Source organism: Alcanivorax sp. MD8A, from assembly GCF_002888555.1.
In the GTDB taxonomy this organism is placed as follows: Bacteria; Pseudomonadota; Gammaproteobacteria; order Pseudomonadales; family Alcanivoracaceae; genus Alcanivorax.
Map to the genome: position 1 here is coordinate 1 of NZ_AQOQ01000021.1, position 22,427 is coordinate 22,427.

A 22,427-nucleotide genomic window follows, 5' to 3' on the forward strand; every position below is an offset into this window, starting at 1 on the left:
AGCACGCAAGGAGTTATCCAGAGGCTCCCTAAATGCTTAGAAGGGGCGTTCCGGTGCCAGTGAGATGGCGTCCTCTCGCGTTAGCGGTAACCACACATCCCCCTTCAAGGTTGCCGAGCGGGCCAGGAAAGCCGAATTCAGCGGGAACTGGCTGGTAAATCCGTACACAATCAGGCCGACCCGATCACCCGCTTCAAGCGGTTGACTGACCGCGGGCAACTCCATTTCGTAGATACCTTTCTCTGGCAGTGGCGTCAGCTGCTCGCTGGCGACTCTAACTCGTCGACGGTTGGCATTCTGCACACCGACACCCACGAATAAAGGCATGCTATCCGAGCTTGAGGTGCCTGCTATCCGCAGGTCGATTTTGGGGGTGCCGAGCATGACTTCATCATCCCCCTTGGCCACATACAGCGGGATGAATTTGGGGCGACCGAAACCCCCATTGGGTTTCAGATCACGCAGGTCAGCGCCTGGCCACATGGCACGAAACAGGTCAGAGCCACTGTCAAAGGGGATCATCAGCCACTCAAAGGCACCCGCCAATGGAATGGTTACCTTGGATTTGGGCAGGTTGAACTGGTTGGCTGGGGGTAGCCCGTCTTGCAGTGCCAGCCCGCGGTCTTCTGTCACATTGACACAGTACTGGGGTACCACGGGGTCTTCGCCTTTGAGCTTCTCGTCCCACCAGCTGAGGATGGTGTCAGTGGTAGAGGCTTCGTAATCGCCACAGTGCACCGTATCTTCTGTCTGATAAAGAGGTAGCCAGCCACGCCATTGCTGGATCGGCCATGGCATGACATGGCCACCTTGCAGGCCAACGATGCGTGCATCCCTGCCTTGCGCCTTCCAGCAATCCGCATTTTTTTCGGCTTCCTGAAACGCGAAGATGGTGTCGTGGAAGCCCTGGATAAAGAGAGCATCCGCATGGGGGGCCATGCCTTTGTCACAGAAGCTGGCTGGGCTGCGTTCATAGAGCAGGGCCTGCATGTCCTGGCTGACAGTGCCATCGAAAGCGCTATTCCAGGGTTTGGCAAACATTTCACCAACGTCGAAACCGCTATTGATGGCACCGGCACTGAGAAGGATGGCTCCCCAGCCAGTCCGGAATTCACCATTCGGTGCCAGGCTGTTCATGTCGTGCCAGCCGGTGAGGGGCACCAGGGCTTTGAGACGGGGTTCGGTAAAGGTGGCAAGGGTCTGCACGCCAGCCCCGTAGGACTCACCGATCATGCCGATGGCGGGGCTGTTATCTTCCAGACGGCGAATGCCGGGCAGGTGATCCAGTGACCAGTCGATGACCTGGCTCAGGTCTGCGACTTCATAATCCGGGTCCATCATATGAACGCGGCCACCCGATTGGCCCCAGCCACGCTGGTCGTAGAACACCACCCAGTAGCCGGCTTTCCATGCGGCGATGGCGGCCTCGCCAGTGAGAATGGCCTTGCCGTAAATCGACATTGGCCGCTTGGCGCGAAATCCACCAAAACCATGGGTGGCGATAATTAGTGGCGCACTTTGCCCCGCCTGCAGTTCTGGCTGGTACACTGTGGCCGCCAGTTTCTTCCCGTCTCGTGTCGGGATACGAACCTGAAAATAATCGGCTTTTTGGGCGGATTGAGTCAGCGTGGCGCTGGTTTTGGGGAGCTGTGTGGTACTACAGCCAGCCACTGCCAACATAACCAGGAGCAGGGCGAAAGGCGGGAAGAGCGGTCGCATGCTGCTACGTCCTCTGTTTATTATTCTGTTTTATTGCGGGGGTACCAATGGGAACTACGGTGGGCAAACGCCCCAAGGCAGCCACTTTAGTGTGGTTCTTCTATGCTGTCACGACCGTATTGCTCGCGGTGCTGCTCAGCTGGGCCTTGTACAGCCAAGTCAACTATGGCTACCCCTTCTGGTACAAGCAGCTGGGTATTGAGCAGCACATCAACGAGTATGCTCCCCAGAATCGCTTCAAGCGGGGCTTTGAGCAATTGCCCCCCGAACAGCATGTCAGGGCGTTTGAGCAAATACGGGATGCGGTTCATGACCATGGTCATGGGCTATCGAATATTCGTTACCCCTTGCCGTCGGGCCAACATTCCCTGTTGTTGCATCGCGCGGAGGTCATTCACCTGCAGGATGTCGCAAACCTCATTGATGCAGGGCGATGGCTTTTTGTGTTGCTGCTGGTGCTGTGGCTGCCGTTGGCATGGTGCTGTCTATCGCTGGGCATGCCCGCATGGCGGGGGCGTGTGGTGATCACTGTCATCGCTGTTATGGCTGTGCTAGCGTGGCTTGGCGTTGTGGGGCCTACCGAGGTGTTTTATCAGTTTCATATCTGGCTGTTTCCTGCTGACCACCAGTGGTTTTTCTATTGGCAGGAGTCGCTGATGAGCACGTTGATGAAAGCGCCGGCCCTGTTTGGCGGAATTGCGCTGGCCATTGCTCTGGGGGCATTGCTGCTGTTGCCGGCCTTTTATCTGGCAGGTCTTGGAATCGCAGGCCGATTGAACACCAAAAGAAACAGGAAATGACACCTGTCATGAGCATAGAAGTACTGACAGCAGACCCCGAGGGTGGGGAAAACCTGCAACGGTGGGCTGCCCTGGGTTTGCCTGTTCCTCCCAGCTGGCGGGTTATGCGAAGCGCTGTTGAGGGCGTCGCCAGTGAGGCATTGGCGAATACCCTGAAAGCGCTGCCACGCATGTTTGCTGAAGAGCGTTACTGGGTTTTACAACAGGGGCCCATGAACCCTGATTCCCGCCGTGAAAGCTTATTGAATCTGGATTCTGATGCTGCCCTCGCGGCCGCGCTGCATTCCATTTTTGCCCGTGAGCAGGCTCCCGAGCATGTTGTCATTCAGGCGTTGCCGAGACAAAAAGCGGCGGGGGTGCTTTTCACTCGTCACCCGCTACGACAGGACTTGCCTCACGTCGTGGTGGAGGGTGTTGCTGACGGCAATCCAGATCGCCAGCGAGCTATCTTTGATGAGTCGGGTCGCCTGGTTCACGCCAGTCACGATAACGCTGCCCTCCACAAGGTCATTGGCGAAGCCAGGCTGCTTGCGCTGCATGACTCACTCAAGAGTAACTTTGACCGCCCCCAGGCCGGCGAATGGGTGTTTGACGGTGACAAGGTGTGGTTGCTGCAAACACTTCCAGTGGGCTCATTGCCAGAACCCCGGGAAGCCTGGACCCGCCGGGCAGGGCATACGCTGTTCAACCAGGCTGAAACACCGTTGTGGTACACCCTGGCGGGCCGCTGGTTGAAGACGGCATTTTGGGAGCCGTTGGTGCAGCGAAATGGATGGCAGCAATTAAATAAAATTGAGCCCTATCGCCGCCAACATAGCCACATTTACACCAACTGTGCGTATTTCCGTGCGCTTCAGGACCAGCACGCGGGTGTTGTCGGTCAAGTGCCTCCGGCCTGGCAAGGGCTTGAGCGTGTGAAGCCCTCTGCAGCCCCGGGTCTGTTTTTTAAACAGATCGCAGTGGGCAGCATTCGTCGCGCTATCAGGCAATGGCAGATGCCCGAAGTGACAAGAGATACACTGTGGCGCGGGTTTATGCAGCTCGATGCCATTGGCGAGCGTCTGAGTCGTATTGATGGAGAGCTGGCCTATCTGCATGTTCCTGACAGGCTAACGGTAACCGGGGATCCGCTGCCTCTGTCATTGCTGCTAAGTGGCGAAGAGTTGGCGTTGGTGGAATCACTGGCTGCGGGCAATGATCAGCCGGTGAGACACAGCGTGCTCCGGCCGGGTGCGGATCCGGTGCATGCCCCTCTGATTGAAAAACCCGCCCAGGCCAATAGTGTCAGGCCCACAGGGCGTACTGCCGTGATCCATGCCGTGCCGGTCGGTAATGATGAGACGCTTTTCCGGTTGGCTGCCCAGGTAAGAACCCTGCGCTTTATGCTCGGTAACCGCTTTCGTGAATTGCTCAGGGCGATGGGTGCGCTGGTGGTCAAGCAGCAACAGCTTCAGCACCCGGACGATATTCACTTCCTGTATTTTGACGAACTCTGGCAACTGTGGATGGGCGAGGGGCTCCCTGCCAGTGCCAACCACCAGACCATTGCCGAGCGGAAACTGCGCTACCTGGATGACAGCCTGCAAGGCGCGCCAGACTGGAAAATGGACCAGATTGGCTATGGCTTTGGCGGTGGCTTGCAGGCCAGCCCGCTACTGAAAGGGTTGCCACTGGTTGCAGGCCAGGTGCAGGGCCCGATTCGACGCCTGTGCAGTGCCTGGAGCCTTAACCGAATTCAACCCGGTGATATTCTGGTGATGGATCAGGTGGACCCGTCCTGGACCCCATGGCTGTTGCAGGCAGGAGGCATTGTGTTGGCCGGGCAGGACTCCGGTAATGCCGCCGCCAGCCTGGCACGCCAGTATGGTATTCCGGCAATTTGGGCCGCCAGTGATGTGATGCATAGCGTGCGTGACGAGATGGCAGGTATGCTGAATGCTGATGACGGCCAGCTGGACGTGGCTGAGGTCATCAGCGAAAGTGATTAGCCGTGTGTAATCCAGTTTGCAGGGAGAGGCGAATATGGATGAGCAGGAACCCAGGATTCGGCCAAATGGCCTGCCGGAGGATACCCGTCCTTTCGTGGCGCCTTGCCGACACATCGAGCCACTGGCGCCGGTTCGCTGGCTGAAAAAAGGGTGGCGGGATTTTCGCGCTGCGCCGGTGCCGAGCCTGGTGTATGGGCTGGTGATGGTTGCAATGAGTTATGCTATCACTGCCGCGACCTGGTGGTTCGGCAACATGGGGTTGTACCTGGCGCTGATCTCGGGTTTCGTGTTCCTCGGGCCGATTCTGGCGCTAAATCTGTACGGCATCAGTATCCAGCGACAACAGAATCAAGCGCCCACGCTGGGCAAAAGCTTTCGGCAAGTGCGTTCCTGCATAGGCGATATGCTGACCTTTACGGTGATCATGATCGTCGTCTTTCTTGTTTGGGCCCGTGCGGCCAACCTGATCTATATCTTTTACCCGGTGAACGAATGGCACCTGGAAAACGTGCTGTTGTTCTTTGGTGTCGGCTCCAGCGTTGGTGCCATGTTCTGCGCCATCGTTTTTACCGCCAGTGCCTTCTCGCTCCCCATGATCATGGATCGCGAAACGGACATGGTGACCGGTGTCATCACCAGTGCCAATGCGGTACTGCGTAACAAGCTCCCGCTATTCATCTGGGCCTGCCTCATCGGTCTGTGCCTGCTGGTCGGCCTGTTAACCGCCTATATCGGGCTGGCGGTATTGCTGCCGGTGCTGGGCTACGCCACCTGGCACGGGTATCGGGAGTCGATTGATGCGACGGATTGGGATGCGCGGTTTGAGCTACCGCCGGAGAGCAGTGAATAGTGAATAGTTAACAGTGCGCGTTCAGCGCATGGGGAATTTGAAAGCAAGGAGGCCGCGCCCATCGTCTGGACGCGGCCTCTTTCGTTGGCGTAACACAGTACGCTCCCGCGCGCTGTTCACTATTCACTGTTAACTGTTCACTGCTCTTCAATGTAGCCCAACAGATGCGGCACCATCCGCTCGATCTCCTTGCGGGACATGCCTTTGCGGGCGGCATAATCGTCCATCTGATCTTTGGCCAGCTTGCCGGTGCCGAAGTACTTGGCATCAGGGTGAGAGAAGTACCAGCCGGAAACGGCGGCGGCGGGCAACATGGCGTAGCTCTCGGTCAGGGTCATGCCCGCATTGCTTTCCGGGTCCAGCAATTCCCACAGCAGGGCCTTTTCCGTGTGGTCAGGGCAGGCGGGGTAGCCCGGGGCAGGGCGAATGCCGCGGTACTTTTCACTGATCATGTCCTGATTGCTCAGTGCTTCATCGTTGGCGTAGCCCCAGTATTCCTTGCGGACCTTCTCGTGCATACGCTCGGCGAAGGCTTCGGCCAGCCGGTCCGCCAAGGCCTTGAGCATGATGGCAGAGTAGTCGTCGTGGTCGGCTTCAAAACGGGCCACGTGCTCATCGATACCGATGCCGGCAGTGACGGCAAAGCCGCCCAGCCAGTCAGTCAGGCCGGTTTCCTTGGGGGCGATAAAGTCGCTGAGGCAGTAATCCGGCTTGTCATTCTTGCTTCTGTCCAGCTGTTGACGCAGGTGATGGAGGGTCATGAAGGCCTCCTTGTCACCGGGCTTGTGGTACAGCTCGATGTCATCCATGTCGGAGTTGGCTGGCCAAAAACCGATTACAGCACGGGCACTTAGCCACTTTTCTTTAACGATTTTCTCAAGCATTGCCTGGGCATCTCGGTACAGGCGGGTGGCTTCCTTACCTACTACCTCGTCTTCCAGAATGTTGGGGAACTTACCGGCGAGCTCCCAGGAGCGGAAGAAAGGGGTCCAGTCGATACGTTGTACCAGGTCTTCCAGCGGGTAATCCTCGAAGACCTTGAGACCTTTGACGGCAGGCTCGGGTGGCGTATAGCCGCTCCAGTCCGGCTGGAAGCGGTGCTCACGGGCTTGCTCGATGGAAATCAGCGAGCGGTCGACCTGCTGCTGTTTGCGTCTTTCACGCAGCCCTTCATAGGTGTCCTTGAGCTCACTGACATACTCGGTTTTGGCTTCCTTGGAGAGCAGCTTGGAGGCCACGCCCACGGCACGGGAGGCGTCGGCCACATGCACCACCGCATGCTGGTAGGCCGGGTCAATCTTTACGGCGGTATGGATGCGACTGGTGGTGGCGCCACCGATCATCAGCGGCAGGTCCATGTCCAGACGCTGCATTTCGCTGGCCACATGGACCATTTCATCCAGAGACGGGGTGATCAGGCCGGACAGGCCAATGATGTCCACCTTTTCTTTCTTCGCGGTGTCGAGAATCTGTTCACAGGGCACCATGACGCCCAGATCGATGACCTCGTAGCCATTACACTGCAGGACCACGCCGACGATGTTCTTGCCGATGTCGTGGACGTCGCCTTTTACCGTGGCCATGAGGATCTTGCCGTTGGATTCATCCTGGGTACCGAGCTCTTCTTTTTCTTTTTCCATGAAGGGCATCAGGTAGGCCACGGCTTTCTTCATTACACGGGCCGATTTCACCACCTGAGGCAGGAACATCTTGCCCTCGCCGAACAGGTCGCCCACCACGTTCATGCCGTCCATGAGCGGGCCTTCGATCACGTGCAGGGGGCGCGCAGCGTTCTGGCGGGCGAGCTCGGTGTCTTCTTCCACGTAATCGGCAATACCCTTGACGAGGGCATGCTCGAGGCGCTTTTCCACGGTCCATTCGCGCCAGGCCAGGTCTTCCTTCTTGGTCTTTTCCGCACCGGATCCCCGGTACTTCTCGGCCAGGTCCAGCAGCACCTCGGTGCTGTCTTCATGCCGGTTGAGCACTACGTCTTCCACGGCGTTGCGCAGCTCTTCCGGAATGTCCGAGTACACCGCCAGCATGGTGGGGTTGACGATCCCCATATCCATACCGTTCTTGATGGCGTAGTAGAGGAACACGGCATGAATGGCTTCACGGACGGTGTCATTACCGCGGAATGAGAAGCTCACATTGGAGACACCACCGGAGATCATGGCGTGGGGCAGGGTGCGTTTGATGTCGCCCACCGCCTCGATGAAATCCACGGCGTAGTTGTTATGTTCCTCAATACCCGTCGCAATGGCGAAGATATTCGGGTCAAAAATGATGTCTTCCGGCGGGAAGCCTACTTCTTCTGTCAGCAGCTTGTAGGCACGGGTACAGATTTCAAGCTTGCGTTCACGGGTTTCCGCCTGGCCCACTTCATCGAAGGCCATCACGATCACAGCAGCGCCGTAGCGGCGCAGCAGGCGAGCCTGATGGAGGAAGCTTTCTTCCCCTTCCTTCATGGAGATGGAGTTCACCACCCCTTTGCCCTGAATGCACTTGAGCCCGGCCTCGATCACTTCCCACTTGGACGAATCGATCATGATCGGGACTTTGGCGATTTCCGGTTCGGAGGCGACCAGGTTGAGGAATCGCACCATGCAGTCGGTGGATTCCAGCATGCCCTCATCCATGTTGATATCGATGATCTGGGCACCGTTTTCTACCTGGTCCCGCGCCACATCCAGGGCGGCATCGTAGTCGCCTTCCTTGATCAGGCGCAGGAAACGCTTGGACCCCGTCACGTTGGTGCGCTCACCCACATTCACAAACAGTGAATCCTTGGTGATGGTGCAGGGTTCCAGGCCAGACAGGCGGCAGGCCACTTCGATGTCGGGCAGGGGGCGGGGAGCCAGTCCCTCGACCGCACCCGCCATGGCGGCGATATGCTCAGGCGTGGTGCCACAGCAGCCACCAATAATGTTCAGGAAGCCTTTCTCGGCCCACCCCTTGATCTCGCGGGCCATGGTGGGCGGATCCAGGTCGTATTCGCCCATTTCGTTGGGCAGGCCGGCATTGGGGTGCGCGGAGACGAAGGTTTCGGAAATCCGCGATAACTCTTCGATGTAGGGGCGCAACTCCATGGGGCCAAGGGCACAGTTCAGGCCAAAGCTGATCGGCTGGGCATGGCGCAGGGAGTTATAGAACGCTTCGGTGGTCTGACCGGTGAGAGTCCGACCGGAAGCATCAGTGATGGTGCCGGAGATCATCACCGGCAGGGACAGTTTGTTCTCGTAGCAGTACTGATCCACCGCAAAAACCGCGGCCTTGGCGTTCAGGGTGTCAAAGATGGTTTCGATCAGCACCAGATCAATGCCGCCTTCCACCAAGCCATCCAGAGCTTCCAGATAGGCCTCTACCAGTGCGTCGAAGGTCACGTTACGGAAACCCGGGTCGTTCACGTCCGGGCTAATGCTGGCTGTGCGGTTGGTTGGGCCAAGAACACCGGCCACGTAGCGGGGTTTGTCGGGTGTAGAGGCTTCGTCAGCGGCTTCCCGGGCCACGCTGGCTGCGGCCACATTGATCTCCCGGGCCAGATCCTGCATGTCGTAGTCGGCCATGGCAATGGAGGTGGCGTTGAAGGAGTTGGTCTCGATGATGTCGGCGCCAGCGTCCAGATAGCCTTTATGCAGTGCCTTGATGCGCTCCCGCTGGGTGATGCACAACAGGTCATTGTTGCCTTTCAGGTCGCTGGGCCAATCAGCGTACTGAGTGCCCCGGTAATCCTCCTCGGAAAACTTGCAGCGCTGGATCATGGTGCCCATGCCGCCATCCAGGATCAGGATGCGTTGTTGCAGCTGGGCAGTGAGCTGGGCGCGCAGGTTTGAGGTCATGAAAGGCTCCGTGAGACCGGGAAAAAAGGGCCGTTATTATAGCGGATTGAAGGCACTCGACCCAATTATGTTACCCATGCGGGCGGAATTGGCTGTGAGGGGTGGCGAAATGTGCTTGAGCCTTTCATCATAGGCCGGTGAAATTGAGTGCCCGTGCTACGGGTGACTGGGTGAAACTTTGTAAAATCGCCGCTGTGTTGCGGAACCTGAGGCTTGCTCGTCAAGGTTATAAGGCATAATCCGCGCTCACTGGATGAGGAGAATGATCAATGGAGCAATATCTTTCGCAACTGCAAACCTTTGCCAATGAAAACCTGATGCCGTATGCGTGGAATATCGTCGCTGCGCTGGTCATTTTCATTGTCGGTAAATGGATTGTTGGCCGTTTGGCCGGCTGGGTAAACCGGATGATGGACAAGCGGGTCGACGCCACTGTCGCCAAGTTCATTGGCAACATCGTCCACATCATCTTGTTTGTCTTCGTGGTCATCGCCTCCCTGGATCAACTGGGTGTCGAAACTACCTCGTTGGTGGCCATCGTTGGTGCCGCCGGTCTGGCTGTAGGCCTGGCGTTGAAAGATTCTCTGGGGAATTTTGCTGCCGGCGTCATGCTGATTTTGTTCAAGCCGTTCCGCGTTGGCCATTATGTAGAGGCTGGCGGCACTGCCGGTACCGTCAAGGAAATCAAGATCTTTGCCACCATCATGATGTCTCCGGATAACAAGGTCATCACTGTACCCAATGGTTCGATCATGTCCGGCAACATCACCAACTACTCAGAAATGCCTACCCGTCGAGTGGATATGGTGTTCGGAGTGGCCTACGATGCAGACCTTTCACTGGTCAAAAAGACTCTCGAAGAGATTCTGGCTGCCGACGATCGCGTTCTGAAAGACCCGGCACCGGTGATTGCTGTTGGTGAATTGGCAGACAGCTCAGTGAATTTCCTCTGCCGTCCGTGGGTTAAAAGCGCGGACTTCTGGGGTGTGAAGTGGGATACGACAGAAACCGTCAAGCGTCGCTTTGACGAGGCAGGTATTGGCATCCCGTTCCCGCAAATGGATGTCCACCTGGACAAGAGTGAGTAAAGGAGATTTCAATGCGCAGTAAGTATTTGGCTGCCATGCTGATTGCCACCGGGCTTCCGGTGGCAAGCCTTGCTGCTGAAGAGGCAGCAGAAGACGGTGCAACCAAGTGGAGCGGTGATATTGGTATTGGTTTGTTGTTCAAGCGGGGGAATACCAACTCCGATTCGACGAACGCGAATGCCAATATGTCCCGCGACAGCGCCAAGTGGCGTCATACGTTCAAGGCCGACGCCAACAACGAACAGGAAGAAGATCCGGATACGGAAGAATACACCCGCACGGATGAAAACTACTTTGCATCCTATAAGCTTGACCGCAAGTTGGGTGAAGAATCCAGGAACTACCTGTTCAACGTTCTCACGTACAAGAAAGACAATTTTTCGGGCTACCACTACGAAGCAAGCTACGCGATTGGTCTTGGTCGCCGCTGGATTGATAGCGACCGCCAGACGCTGGATGCTGAATTCGGTCCGGGTTACCGGGTCAAGTGCCTGGACCCTCAGGACACCTATTTCAGCTGTGCGGACTCGGAAGAGGATGCTATTGCCCGTATTGGTATCAAGTATGATCTGAAGGTAAGCGACAATACCGTTTTCCGTGAAGACTTCTCCACCGAAGTGGGTGAGGATGGTGCGGACACCCGTGCAGAAACCTCGCTGACCACCGCGATTAACTCCAAGTTTTCTCTGCGGTTGCGCCACTTGCTCGAGCACGATTCCGATGCGCCTGACGGCACCAAGGAAACCGACCACACCTTCTCTGTTGGCGTGGTTTACACCCTGAAGTGATCCTTCAGGCATGAAAAAAGCCCTGACTTGCGGCAGTGAGTCAGGGCTTTTTTTATGGTACATCATCAAGACTCACATCTCGCAGCCGCAGCCGCCACAGGAGTCGCTATTTGAATGTCTGTAAGCGCTGGAGGAGAGATGGTAATCGCTATTTCCGGTAAAGATCATCCCCTCATGGCGTTGACTGTAATGCGCTCACGCTTTGGTTCGTGCGTGTTAGCCCGCAATCAGCTGTTCACGATGCAGCGGTTTCAGGCACGGGAGATGCCAAAGAGATTGAGAAACTGGCGTTATACTTGTGAAAGAGCAGGGGGCTTCAGTCCGCCATAGCAAGACCTGTGACCCGGACATTTAAGGCAGACACAAAAAAAGGGAGCCCTCAGGCTCCCTTTTTCGTCAGACTGACAATCAGCCTTCTTTCAGGGCGGTGGTGATATCCAGCACCGCACCCTTACCGTCGCCGAACAACATCAGCGTGTTGTCCTTGGCAAACAGCGGGTTGGGCAGGCCGGCAAAACCGGCGCTCAGGGAGCGCTTCACCACAACCACGGTCTTGGCCTTGTCCACGTTCAGGATAGGCATGCCGTAGATCGGGCTACCCTTGTCTTCACGGGCCAGCGGGTTGGTCACGTCGTTGGCACCCAGCACGATGGCGACATCGGTCTGTTCGAAGGTCGGGTTAATGGCATCCATGTCCTTGAGCTTGTCATAGGACACTTCCGCTTCGGCCAGCAGTACGTTCATGTGACCCGGCATACGACCCGCTACCGGGTGGATAGCGTATTCCACTTCGCAACCCATGGCTTCCAGGGTGTCTGCCATATCACGCACGGCGTGCTGCGCCTGAGCCATAGCCAGACCGAAGCCCGGTACGATAACGACGCGCTGGGCTGTCTCAAGCAGCATGGCAACTTCTTCAGAAGAGGTAGACTTCACCTTGCCAGCATAGACTTCGTCTTCATCCATGGCTTCGCCAGCTTCCGCCATGACACCGAACAGAACATTGGTGAGGGAGCGGTTCATGGCTTTACACATGATGCTGGTCAGAATCAGGCCAGAGGCGCCAACCAGGGAACCGGTAATGATCAGGGCGCTGTTGCCCATTACGAAACCGGCCGCAGAGGCAGCAACACCAGAGTAGGAGTTCAGCAGCGCGATAACCACGGGCATGTCAGCACCACCGATCGGCAGCACCAGGAACAGACCAAGCACCGCAGCGGCAGCCACAAGACCCCAGAAGACCGCCTCGTTGCCCGGGTTGACGACCAGGTAGCCTACGGCCACAACAGAGCCGATAAACAGCAGGCCATTGACCAGTTTCATGCCCGGGAAGCCCATGGGCTTGCCATCGATCAGTTCCTGAAGCTTGGCAAATGCCACCAGAGAACCGGTCAGTGTCACGGCACCGATCAGTACAGCGGCACCCGTGGCGATGATAGAGACCGTGCTATCCGCAGAGCCACGGAAGAACTCCGCAGACGCGACCGCGAAAGACGCGCCGCCACCAAAGCCGTTCAGCAGGGCGATCATTTGCGGCATGGACGTCATCTGTACCTTCTTGGCCATAACGGCACCAATCAGGCCACCAACAACGACACCGGCAATGATGATTTCATAAGTAACAATGTGCTCATTGAGCAGGGTAACCACGGCAGCAACACCCATGCCGGCCGCAGCCAGCAGGTTGCCACGCACGGCAGTTTTCGGCTTGGTCAGCCCCTTGATACCCACCACAAACAGGCAGGCGGCGATCAAGTAGGCGATATCAATCCAGTTCTGGGAAACGTGCATGAATTACTTCCTCTTGAACATCGCCAGCATTCGATTGGTGACCATAAAGCCGCCAATCACGTTGATGGTAGCCAGTACCACCGCAGCAAACCCCAGTACATTGATGAGCATGCCAGCATCAGAACCAGCAGCGATCAATGCACCCACCACGGTGATGCCGGAAATGGCGTTGGAGCCAGACATCAGAGGAGTGTGCAGGGTAGGCGGAACCTTGGTGATCAGTTCCACACCGAGGAAGATCGCCAGCACGAACAGAGTCAGTTGAGCTACGAAATCCATTATTTTTCCTCCTTGCTGTCTGCGGCGGCTTCTTCAGCCGGGGCTTCCGGCTTGGCCAGCGCAGGCAGGCCGAGCAGGTCACGCAGACGGGCCTGGGGCACGTCGCCATCGTGACTGATCACGGTTTCGACAACGATCTCGTCTTCGAAGTCCAGCTGCAGGTCGCCATTGTCGTCGAGCAGCAGGTTGAGGAGGTTTTCCATGTTCTTGCCAAACATCTGGCTGGCATGGAAAGCCACAGAGGAGGGCACATTTTCAGGGCCGACAATGGTCACACCGTGTTTAACCACGGTCTTGCCAGACTCGGTCACTTCACAGTTACCACCACGCTCGGCAGCCAGATCGACGATGATGGCGCCAGGCTTCATGGCCTTCACCATGTCCTCGGTCACCAGGATCGGGCTCTTGGCGCCAGGTACCGCGGCAGTGGTGATCACCACGTCCATTTCCTTGACGACTTCAGTCATCAGCTCACGCTGACGCTTGAGGAAGTCTTCACCCTGGGCTTTGGCGTAGCCGCCGGTGCCTTCTGCTTCGCCGGTATCGAGATCCAGCTCAACCGGCTTGGCGCCAACGGAGAGAATCTGCTCACGGGCAGCGGGGCGAACGTCGTAGGCTTCCACAATGGCGCCAAGACGCTTTGCCGTCGCACAGGCTTGCAGGCCTGCAACCCCGGCACCCATGACAAACACGCGGGAGGCGTTCAGGGTGCCAGCTGCGGTCATGTTCATGGGGAACATGCGCTGGGATTCGGTGGCAGCCAGCAGTACACACTTGTAACCGGCAACCATGGCCATGGAGGAGAGTACGTCCATGGCCTGGGCGCGGGTAATCCGCGGTACCAGCTCCAGCGCCAGGCCAGAGATTTTCTTCTCGGCCAAAGACTGCGCGAATTTCGGGTTGGCCAGCGGATCGGTCATCCCGATCAGGGTCTGGCCTTCCTTCAGCTTGTTCAGATCTTCAGTGCCGTTTTCGGTATTGCTACCAGGGGTCTGCACCTGCAGAACGACCTGTGAAGCACTGAACACCTCGTCGCGATCAACCAGTTTGGCTCCGGCAGCTTCAAAAGCACTGTCCGGATAACCGGCCAGGTCGCCGGCACCGCGCTCGATGATGATCTCGACACCTTGTTTCTTCAGCAAAGCGCTGACATTGGCAGGCGTAATGGCTACGCGCTGCTCGCCAGGGCAGATTTCTTTGGGAACACCGATAATCACCTGCGTTACCCCCGTCTGTGGTTCGCAAATAATCGGCAAATCAGAGTGGAAAGGTGGCAACCCAATCCCCTGAAAGCCGCGTAAAATGAGGGCTGGTGGGTTCGGACACAGGGTGTCCGCGCCAGGCACAGGCCCTCAGCAGGGTGCTAACCTTATTGCGCGTCTACCAGCTTGGCAAATGACAAATGGTTATCGCACCAATAAGTGACTGATAGGCTTGGATACTACCGGCCAGAGCCTGACGCAATGGCCGGGGCTGTTCAATCCGCTGGAGTGATGGTTTTTTGATCAACCTGGTGCAGATCGTCTTCTTCCTGCATATGAATAAATGGCTCCAGGATGGTATTACCCCTGACTTCCGCATCAATGACATGCAAGAAGGTGTAGGCGCCCAATAATTTCCTGAACAGGAAGATAAATTCCTTGGGGGGCACATCAAAGTGGACGGAGAGGGCGTTGCGACCCGCCTTGTTCATGATGCGCGCTGGGAGGTTGCTCTCGCCCCAGCGATATTCCAGCTTGTCGTTAAGCAAATCCGCAGGGGGTGGGAATTTCTCCGGGTCCTGCAAGACTTCGATCGCCTCAAAGCACATGGCGGCAAAATCGTCGAGAATCCGGCGAGGCGTGCCGCGAGCCAGAAAATCCAGTGCACTCAGGGCACGAATCAGGCGTTCTGTATCGTGATAAAAGGAGGCACGAATCATCTCGCGGCCCGGGCCCAGGACATCGTTGTCGAAATCACGAATGGCCCCAAAATCCAGTAGCACAATCTGGTCTTTTTCCGGGGCATCACCGATCCGCAGCAGGTAATTACCGAAATTCGGGTCGGTCTGCATCTTGTTCCATTCGAACACCTCACGGCAGCACAGCTCCATGATGGCTCGCCCGATAAAGTTCCGCCGGGTCTGGGAAAGCTCAAGCACCGCTGGGTCGTTCACGCCGATACCGTGCTCGAAGGTCATGCACATAATGTTGTGGCTGGAGTATTCCGGGACGATCTCGGGCACCACAAAACGGGGGTCATCAGCCAGGGTCTGGCGGAAATGGCGGGTGGTGTGGGCCTCGAGATCGTAGTCGACCTCACGGCGCAGCATTTCCTTTACTTCATCGAGCCACATGTTGAACTGTTCCGTGATCGGAACGAGTCGGCTCATTTTCAACAGTCGTACCAGCGCACGCATGTCGGAATCGATGGCATCGGCGACGCCGGGGTACTGGATCTTGAGCACCAGCTCCTTGCCATCAGACTTACGGATGGCCTTGTGAACCTGGGCAAGGGAGGCGGCACCCAGTGGGGTGGAGTCTACGTCCAGCTCTGCCAGCTTGACCTCACCCAGCTGGCGCTGAAGGTGCTTTTCGATGGCAGGCCATTCCAGTGCCGTGGTCTGGTTCTCAAGGGTATGCAGGGCGGCGGTGACTTCTTCGGGCAGGAAATGCTCCCCGAAAAGGGCCATCATCTGGCCGATCTTGACCACCGATCCCTTGAGTTTCCCTAATTCTTCTACCAGCTCCTGGGCACGGGCAGACAGAATTTCCTTGCGACGTTCTTCACGTTTGTCCTTGCTGGTAAAAAAGGTGCCGGCACTGGCGGTGGCGTACTTGGCACCTGCCATGAACCCAGCCTTTGCCATGGAAAAGCGACGCTCTACAGAGCCTGTTTTTACCCGTTTTACTGTTTTTCGTGTCATCGGCGCGGAAACTCCATTTGCCATCCTGCATGCCGGTGGCATTCTAGCGGGTAATCCGACACGGGTCATTGTCCAAACTGTTGATCCGGAAAAGGAAAACGTTCCATTGAGTAACGGCCGGGCGGGTAGGGCGCGTTGACAGTGGATACCGGTTCGCAACATTGAGTGTAAGGAAAGCAGGATTATGGCAAGAACCTGGGTTTTGCTGAGGGGACTGGTCCGCGAGCAAAAGCATTGGGAGGAGTTTCCGGCCCAATTTCAGGCTGCGGTACCCAATGATCGGGTGATTTGTCTGGATTTGCCTGGCAACGGCGTGTTCTATCGCGAGGACAGCCCGACAAGAATTGCGTCCATGGTCGCCCACGCGCGCGAGCAGCTTAGCCGCCAGGGCGAAAGCGGCCCTTACTATCTGGTTGCCCTGTCACTGGGTGCGATGACCGCCGTCCAGTGGCTCAGTCAGGCGCCCCACGAAGTGGCGTTTGCAGCCTTGATCAATACCTCTTCCAGCCGGTTTAGCCCGTTTTGGCGCCGACTGCGTCCAGGGAATTACGCCAGACTGATCCGTGAAGGCATTGTCAGTCGTGACCGGGTGCGAAAGGAAAAGGCCATTCTCGAAATTACCTCAAACCTGCGTGACACCGCATGGCTACACAAGCTGGCAGAGCGTTGGGCTGACTATGCGCGGTTGCAGCCAGTCTCGGTGCGTAACAGCTTGCGTCAGCTACTCGCCGCCATGCGCTTTCAGGCGCCTGCCGCGCTGCCAGACAATGTCCCTGTGATCATGGTAAGCGGGGAAGGGGACCGACTGGTGCACCCGAGCTGCTCACGGCGGATGGCGGCGGCCTGGCAGTTACCTCTTCGGATTCATCCGGAAGCCGGGCATGACCTGCCTCTGGATGCACCGCAGTGGTTAATCAATACGCTCCTCGAAGGGGTAACAGAAACGCGCAATTAGTGTATTGACCGTCCGGGCTAGTCATTTTACCTTAGAGTCAGAACTCGCGAGTTCTCAAAACAATAAAGACGAGAGGTAAACATGGCTACGCCTCAGGAGTTGGCCCGCTTTCAGCGCGGTCCGCAGAACCCCCAGGAACGCGTGTGGTGGGATCGGTATTCCCACAAAAATCTGGATCGCTGGCGTCAGATACAGGATCCTCTGGCGGACCGTTGTGCCGCCCAGATCAAGTTTACCCGGCCCTCCGGCCTGTTGGAGGAAGTCGAGCGCCGTGCCGCCAGCGAAGGCGGTGATTTTCAGGCGTTTCTAGACCACTGCCACGCGGTGCCCCACTGGGTGGACTTCGAAGAGATGGAGCTCGGTCGGCGGATGTACCGCCGCAACGGCGCGCTCCAGGGGCTGGTGTTGATGTGTTCAAGCCTGGTAGAGGGCTATGCGCATAACAAACCCTCTCAAGTCCTGGTTGCCACCGGACGACTGCAGAAAGACGTATCGCGTCGCATCTATGAGACCGGGCAGATGTTGCACAATATTGTCGGGGATGATGGGTTACGCCCTGGCGGCCTGGGGCACCGGACCCTGATGGAAGTGCGTCTGCTGCACGCGGCGGTTCGACAGTTTCTCCGCAATAACCCGCGTTGGGATGTGGAAAAGTACGACATGCCCATCAACCAGGAAGACATGGCCGGCACGATCCTTGAGTTCGATTTCATGGTGGTTCGGGGGCTGAAGCGACTGGGTGTCAATATCAGCCGTCGTGAGCATGAATCCATGCATTACTTCTGGCGTTATGCCGGTTATTTGCTTGGCGTCGACGAATCCTTGCTCACCACCACACTGGAAGAGCAAGAGATCATGGCACTGCAGCTAACCTCCCACCTTTACGATCCGACACCGGATAGTGAATCACTGGCCAAGGCCTTGCTGAAAGACATGTCCAACAAGGCGCCGTTCAATCTGTCCTACGACGTCTTGCTGGCATTCAGTCGTTACCTGATTGGAGACAAGGTCGCCGATGACCTGAACATTTACAGCTCGGTTTCCGCAGGCACAGCGGTACGTGTGGTGAAAACGGCGATTCGGGCAGCCAGTTTTGGTATGCGCATGCTACCTGACCCGGCGAAACGGGCGGTGGAAGGCTTAAATCACACCCTGGGCCGCCGTACTTTGCAGGCAGGATTGGGTGGCAATCCCGCGCGCTGGGGCTTTAAGGCGCTTGCTTGAGTTGATGGGTTGAAACAGCAATAAAAAAAGCGGCTATAAGCCGCTTTTTTTATTGCTGCAGGTGGTCGGCAGGCGCCTGAGTCACCCTTTTCGGGCGACCTGTTTGTCACGAATCAAGTCCATCAAGTCGACCAGAATCTCACCGGTTTCACGGACGTAGGGGTCATCATCGATGGCTTCATCGTGGCTTTCCGGGTCCAGTGCTCGCTGTTCTTCCAGGTCACGCAGGGCCTTGATGCTATCCAGAGGATCTTCGCCACGGGAATCCCTGCGACGGTTTTCGATGGCCAGTCGCTCAGCGTCAAAGGCTTGTTGCTGGCTGGTCCGCTGCTCCATGTTCAGTGACAGGGTCTCGCGGTTGCGGTTCTTGTCCAGCAATGCCCGCAGGGACAACACATAAATGAACTCGGGATCCTGTTCGGTACGCTCGACATGACGCTCACGCAACATCGGCAGGTAAGGCACCATGTCGCTAACACGCTGGTATTTGGCCGAGCTGATTTCATCCCAGGGCAGGGCATTTGGCAGGGAGCTCTCGCCAACATCTTTCTTGTCGACCAGCGATGGCATATCCACATCCGGCACGATGCCCAGATTCTGGTTGCTGGAACCGGAAACCCGGTAGAACTTGGCATTGGTCATCTTGAGCTTGCCGTGATTCAGGTCCAGCAGGGTTTGTACGGTGCCCTTGCCGTAGGTCTGATCACCGACAATCAGGGCGCGGCCGTAATCCTGCATGGCACCAGCAAAAATTTCTGATGCCGACGCACTATAGCGATTCACCATGACGGCCATGGGGCCGGCGTACAAGACCCCCGGGAATTTGTCGGCTTCGACGCTGACGCGACCACTGGATTCACGCACCTGCACGGTTGGTCCGCGGTTGATGAACAGGCTCACCAGCTTGTTGACTTCCAGCAGCGAGCCACCACCGTTGTTGCGCAGGTCGATCACCAAGCCATCGATGTTTTCCTTGCGTAGCTCGACCAGCAGTTTGGCGACGTCGCTGGTGGTACTGGTGTAATCCGGGTCGCCACGGTGGAAGGCCGCAAAATCCAGGTAGAACGCGGGAATTTCGATCACACCGAGTTTGTGCGTTTCGCCATCACGCTCGATGGTGATGATGTCCTTCTTGGCTGCTTGCTCTTCCAGCACCACTTTGTTGCGGACAATGCTGATGACGCGGGTATCGTGCTCGCTGGCACTGCCAGCCGGGATAATTTCCAGATTGACCTTGGTGCCCTTGGGGCCACGAATCTGGTCGACCACTTCATCCAGACGCAGACCAATCACGGGGGCGGGCTCTTCGTCTTCCTGGCCCACCCCCACAATGCGGTCGGCAGGCTTCAGCTGGCCACTCTTGGCGGCAGGGCCGGCCGGCACCAGACGGACCACTTTGGTATAGCCATCTTCGTATTGCAGCACGGCACCAATGCCCTCGAGGGAGCGGCTCATGCTGATATCGAAGTTCTCTGAGTTATGCGGGGTGAAATAGGTGGTGTGTGGATCAAAGGTCTGTGTCAGCGCATTCATGTAGACCTGAAAGACATCTTCCGGCGTGTTCTGGCGAATGCGTTTGAGCTGGCTTTCATAACGACGGGTAAGGCGAGTCTTGATGTCCTCGTCTTCTGCTTCGTTAAGACGCATGGAAAGCACGGCATTCTTGAACTGTCGCAGCCAGATATCATCCAGCGCGGCCATGTCCTTGGCCCAGGCGGCATCTTCACGGCTTACCTGAACCACGTCTTCGCCTTCAAAGTCGAGATTGTCCAGATCCTTGTCGACCATGGCCAGCATGCCTTCGAGACGAGATTCAAGGCGGCTTTGAAAACGATTAAAGATGGTATAGCCGGCTTCCAGCCCTCCTGTACGTAGCTGGTCGTCCAGGCTGTCACGGTATTTTTCGAACTCGTCGATATCAGACTGCACGAAGTACAAACGATTGGGGTCGAGATCCTTCAGATATTGATCAAGGACCTTGCTGGACAGGGCATCATTGAAGTCCAGGCGCCGGTAGTGGTACTTGAGCTTGTCAGCGATTTCTTCGGCAGCATCAATCTGCTCATCGGTGGGCTTCAGCTTGCCCTCGACCGGCGCGGGATCGTTGCGCAGGGCGCCTACCGATTGAAGCGCACCACCCAGTAGCAGGACAGCCAGTGCGACGGGAAACAGCTTGCGGAATTGAACCATGCGTTTTCTCAACGGTTAATCCGTGGTTTGATGACTTTTCCGCAACCGGGCGTTGCTGTATTGCGGAGCCGGATCTTGACGATACCAGACTTTGGTGTACAAAAAGTCGCCAGCACACTAATTTTCATACATTTATACACAGACCCTAGCGCACGGGGGAAGGTTTGCACAGACTCTTTAGCCTGTTTTTCCTAACGGGTATCGCCGGGGCGGTAATTCAGCTCATTTCCGGAGATATGGAGGCGCCAGGGCGTCTTGTCAATGCTCTCTGGCAGGCAGCGGATCTGGCCGTGGAGGTGTCGCTCGGCCTGATCGGGGTGCTGGCCCTGTGGAGTGGCCTGTTTCGTCTGGCGGAGGCGAGCCGGCTTGCCGATCAACTTTCCAGCCGGATCAGTCCGGTATTTCGCCGTCTTATGCCAGAGATTGAGCGCAACCCTGCCGCGACCGCACCAGTCTCCATGAATCTCGCCGCCAACATGCTGGGGCTGGATAACGCCGCGACCCCTCTTGGCCTGAAGGCCATGGAGCAACTCCAAAAGACCAATCGTCAGCCCGCCGTAGCCAGTGACAGCATGATCATGTTCCTGGTGCTGAACACCTCTTCGGTCACGCTGGTACCGGTGACGGTGCTGCTGTTCAGGGCGCAACAGGGAGCCGCGGATCCTGCTGCGGTGTACCTTCCCTTGCTGATGGCGACCACCATTTCCACCTTTGCCGGTGTCTGGCTGACCGCAAGACTTCAGCGCATTCCGCTGAGAGATCCGGTATTACTCAGGGTTGCAGGCGTCTGGATCGGCCTGTTGGCCTTGCTTGGGGTGGTGGTCTGGCAGTCCCCGCCGGAACTGGCCAATACATTATCAAGCCTGCTGGGTAACGGCATATTACTGTTGGTGCTGCTGGGCTTTTTTGTCGCCGCCTGGCGTACCCGTGTGGATAGCTACGATGTGTTTGTGGAAGGGGCGAAAGATGGCTTCACCACGGCGGTCCGACTGATTCCCTACCTGGTGGCCATGTTGGCCGCCATTGCCATGCTGCGTGCCGGTGGTGTGCTTGAACTGCTGTTCAATGGCATCCGTTTCGGGGTGGGCGCACTCGGACTGGATACCCGCTTTGTGGATGCCTTGCCCGTGGCCTTGTTGAAGCCGTTGAGTGGCTCCGGTGCCAGAGCGGCCATGATTGATGTCATGCAAACCCACGGCGTTGATTCTCTGGCGGGCAGAATGGCGGCGGTGATGCAGGGCTCCACCGAAACCACGTTTTATGTCCTTGCCGTGTATTTCGGCAGCGTGGGAATCCGGGATTTCCGTTACGCACTCTGGTGTGGGTTATTTGCCGATGCAGCAGGCCTGCTTGCTGCTATCCTTATCAGCTATGCGTTCTGGGGGTAATCCACCTGAATGTCAGGTTAATCCGCGAGCCGTTGGCGTGTGCGCGGCGGGGCAGGGCATGGTGATAACGGTGTTGCACCGCCGGGCTCATCAGCATTAGGGAATTGTGGGGCAGAGTCAGCGACAGGCACTGGCGGCCGGCGGGTTTTGGCCGAAACACAAAGTCTCGGGGCTCGCCGAGGCTCAGTGACGCAATCCAGGGCTCAGGCCCCAGCTCGGGTTCGTCATCACTGTGATAGCCCATGCTGTCTTGTCCGTCACGGTACCAGTTGCATAACACGCTGTTGTAGTCATGCCGGGTCAGGTGTTCCACCTGCCGCAGGACGGGTTCCAGGCAATCCGGCCAGCCCTGGGCTTCTTCTTCAAGCCCCGAATACCGATACCGGATTCCGGCAGCGCCTTGCCAGCTTGTCAGTCTGGGCGTCAGGTGACGTTTGCCGTAAACCGTCACCGTGGGTTGTCGCCAGGGCAGTTGTTCACAGAGCCGCTCGAGCAATCCGTCGAGGAGCTCGGGTTGCAGGGCATCACGCCACAGCCACAAGGGGGCGTGTTCGTCCAGATGATAGGGCTCGACGTTGATATCGGCATCGTTGACAGGGGTGCGCATGGTATCTTAGATATCG

At 57.2% G+C, this 22,427-nt stretch carries 16 protein-coding genes; 8 read left to right on the forward strand and 8 right to left on the reverse strand.

Annotated elements, in window-relative coordinates; all coding sequences use genetic code 11:
- Nucleotides 1-36 precede the first annotated feature (36 nt).
- Nucleotides 37-1,719: a CocE/NonD family hydrolase gene (locus A15D_RS11600; RefSeq protein WP_233192213.1), complete on the reverse strand. Its 1,683-nt coding sequence runs from the start codon at nucleotides 1,717-1,719 to the stop codon at nucleotides 37-39.
- Between the two features lie 47 nt (nucleotides 1,720-1,766).
- On the opposite strand from A15D_RS11600, the gene A15D_RS11605 reads away from it, so the two are divergent.
- The 3 genes from A15D_RS11605 to A15D_RS11615 are packed head-to-tail and all read left to right on the forward strand — an operon-like array spanning nucleotide 1,767 to nucleotide 5,357.
- A complete protein-coding gene (locus A15D_RS11605) occupies nucleotides 1,767-2,519 on the forward strand; it encodes a DUF1461 domain-containing protein (RefSeq protein ID WP_102792070.1) in 753 nt (250 codons plus the stop codon).
- Nucleotides 2,520-2,527: 8 nt separating this feature from the next.
- Nucleotides 2,528-4,507, forward strand: a complete 1,980-nt coding sequence (locus tag A15D_RS11610; RefSeq protein WP_102792071.1) for a PEP-utilizing enzyme — start codon at nucleotides 2,528-2,530, stop codon at nucleotides 4,505-4,507.
- A 34-nt stretch (nucleotides 4,508-4,541) separates the two neighbouring features.
- Nucleotides 4,542-5,357: a DUF2189 domain-containing protein gene (locus A15D_RS11615; protein ID WP_102792072.1), complete on the forward strand. Its 816-nt coding sequence runs from the start codon at nucleotides 4,542-4,544 to the stop codon at nucleotides 5,355-5,357.
- Nucleotides 5,358-5,494: 137 nt separating this feature from the next.
- Here A15D_RS11615 and metH read toward each other — a convergent pair whose 3' ends face one another.
- Complete coding sequence (gene metH, locus A15D_RS11620) at nucleotides 5,495-9,196, reverse strand: methionine synthase (protein ID WP_102792073.1); 3,702 nt, start codon at nucleotides 9,194-9,196, stop codon at nucleotides 5,495-5,497.
- Nucleotides 9,197-9,465: 269 nt separating this feature from the next.
- Here metH and A15D_RS11625 point away from each other — a divergent pair, with 269 nt between their 5' ends.
- Both A15D_RS11625 and A15D_RS11630 read left to right on the forward strand, forming a co-directional pair.
- Complete coding sequence (locus A15D_RS11625) at nucleotides 9,466-10,284, forward strand: mechanosensitive ion channel family protein (protein ID WP_022984106.1); 819 nt, start codon at nucleotides 9,466-9,468, stop codon at nucleotides 10,282-10,284.
- Between the two features lie 11 nt (nucleotides 10,285-10,295).
- The gene (locus A15D_RS11630) at nucleotides 10,296-11,072 is read left to right on the forward strand and encodes a YdiY family protein (protein ID WP_022984107.1); all 777 of its coding nucleotides are present in this window, start codon (nucleotides 10,296-10,298) and stop codon (nucleotides 11,070-11,072) included.
- A gap of 408 nt (nucleotides 11,073-11,480) precedes the next feature.
- On the opposite strand, the gene A15D_RS11635 is transcribed toward A15D_RS11630, so the two are convergent.
- The 4 genes from A15D_RS11635 to A15D_RS11650 form a co-directional block, all read right to left on the reverse strand.
- Nucleotides 11,481-12,863, reverse strand: a complete 1,383-nt coding sequence (locus A15D_RS11635) for an NAD(P)(+) transhydrogenase (Re/Si-specific) subunit beta (protein ID WP_022984108.1) — start codon at nucleotides 12,861-12,863, stop codon at nucleotides 11,481-11,483.
- A 3-nt stretch (nucleotides 12,864-12,866) separates the two neighbouring features.
- Nucleotides 12,867-13,142, reverse strand: a complete 276-nt coding sequence (locus A15D_RS11640) for an NAD(P) transhydrogenase subunit alpha (RefSeq protein WP_022984109.1) — start codon at nucleotides 13,140-13,142, stop codon at nucleotides 12,867-12,869.
- Nucleotides 13,142-14,359, reverse strand: coding sequence for a Re/Si-specific NAD(P)(+) transhydrogenase subunit alpha (locus tag A15D_RS11645; RefSeq protein ID WP_102792074.1), 1,218 nt, complete (start codon nucleotides 14,357-14,359; stop codon nucleotides 13,142-13,144). The genes A15D_RS11640 and A15D_RS11645 overlap by 1 nt, the downstream gene beginning before the upstream one ends.
- Nucleotides 14,360-14,619: 260 nt before the next feature.
- On the reverse strand, nucleotides 14,620-16,047 hold the full coding sequence (locus A15D_RS11650; protein WP_102792075.1) for an AarF/ABC1/UbiB kinase family protein: 1,428 nt from the start codon (nucleotides 16,045-16,047) through the stop codon (nucleotides 14,620-14,622).
- Nucleotides 16,048-16,231: 184 nt separating this feature from the next.
- On the opposite strand from A15D_RS11650, the gene A15D_RS11655 reads away from it, so the two are divergent.
- Both A15D_RS11655 and A15D_RS11660 read left to right on the forward strand, forming a co-directional pair.
- Nucleotides 16,232-17,002 carry an alpha/beta fold hydrolase gene (locus A15D_RS11655; RefSeq protein WP_102792076.1) on the forward strand — a complete coding sequence of 257 codons (771 nt, stop codon included), beginning with the start codon at nucleotides 16,232-16,234 and terminating at the stop codon, nucleotides 17,000-17,002.
- 81 nt (nucleotides 17,003-17,083) lie between these two features.
- The gene (locus A15D_RS11660) at nucleotides 17,084-18,226 is read left to right on the forward strand and encodes an oxygenase MpaB family protein (RefSeq protein ID WP_102792077.1); all 1,143 of its coding nucleotides are present in this window, start codon (nucleotides 17,084-17,086) and stop codon (nucleotides 18,224-18,226) included.
- 81 nt (nucleotides 18,227-18,307) lie between these two features.
- Here A15D_RS11660 and A15D_RS11665 read toward each other — a convergent pair whose 3' ends face one another.
- On the reverse strand, nucleotides 18,308-20,416 hold the full coding sequence (locus A15D_RS11665) for a carboxy terminal-processing peptidase (protein ID WP_102792078.1): 2,109 nt from the start codon (nucleotides 20,414-20,416) through the stop codon (nucleotides 18,308-18,310).
- A gap of 164 nt (nucleotides 20,417-20,580) precedes the next feature.
- On the opposite strand from A15D_RS11665, the gene A15D_RS11670 reads away from it, so the two are divergent.
- A complete protein-coding gene (locus A15D_RS11670; protein WP_102792079.1) occupies nucleotides 20,581-21,804 on the forward strand; it encodes a nucleoside recognition domain-containing protein in 1,224 nt (407 codons plus the stop codon).
- Here A15D_RS11670 and A15D_RS11675 read toward each other — a convergent pair.
- Nucleotides 21,782-22,411 carry an alpha-ketoglutarate-dependent dioxygenase AlkB gene (locus A15D_RS11675; protein WP_102792080.1) on the reverse strand — a complete coding sequence of 210 codons (630 nt, stop codon included), beginning with the start codon at nucleotides 22,409-22,411 and terminating at the stop codon, nucleotides 21,782-21,784. The two genes, A15D_RS11670 and A15D_RS11675, sit on opposite strands and share 23 nt — an antisense overlap.
- Between the last annotated feature and the right edge of the window lie 16 nt (nucleotides 22,412-22,427).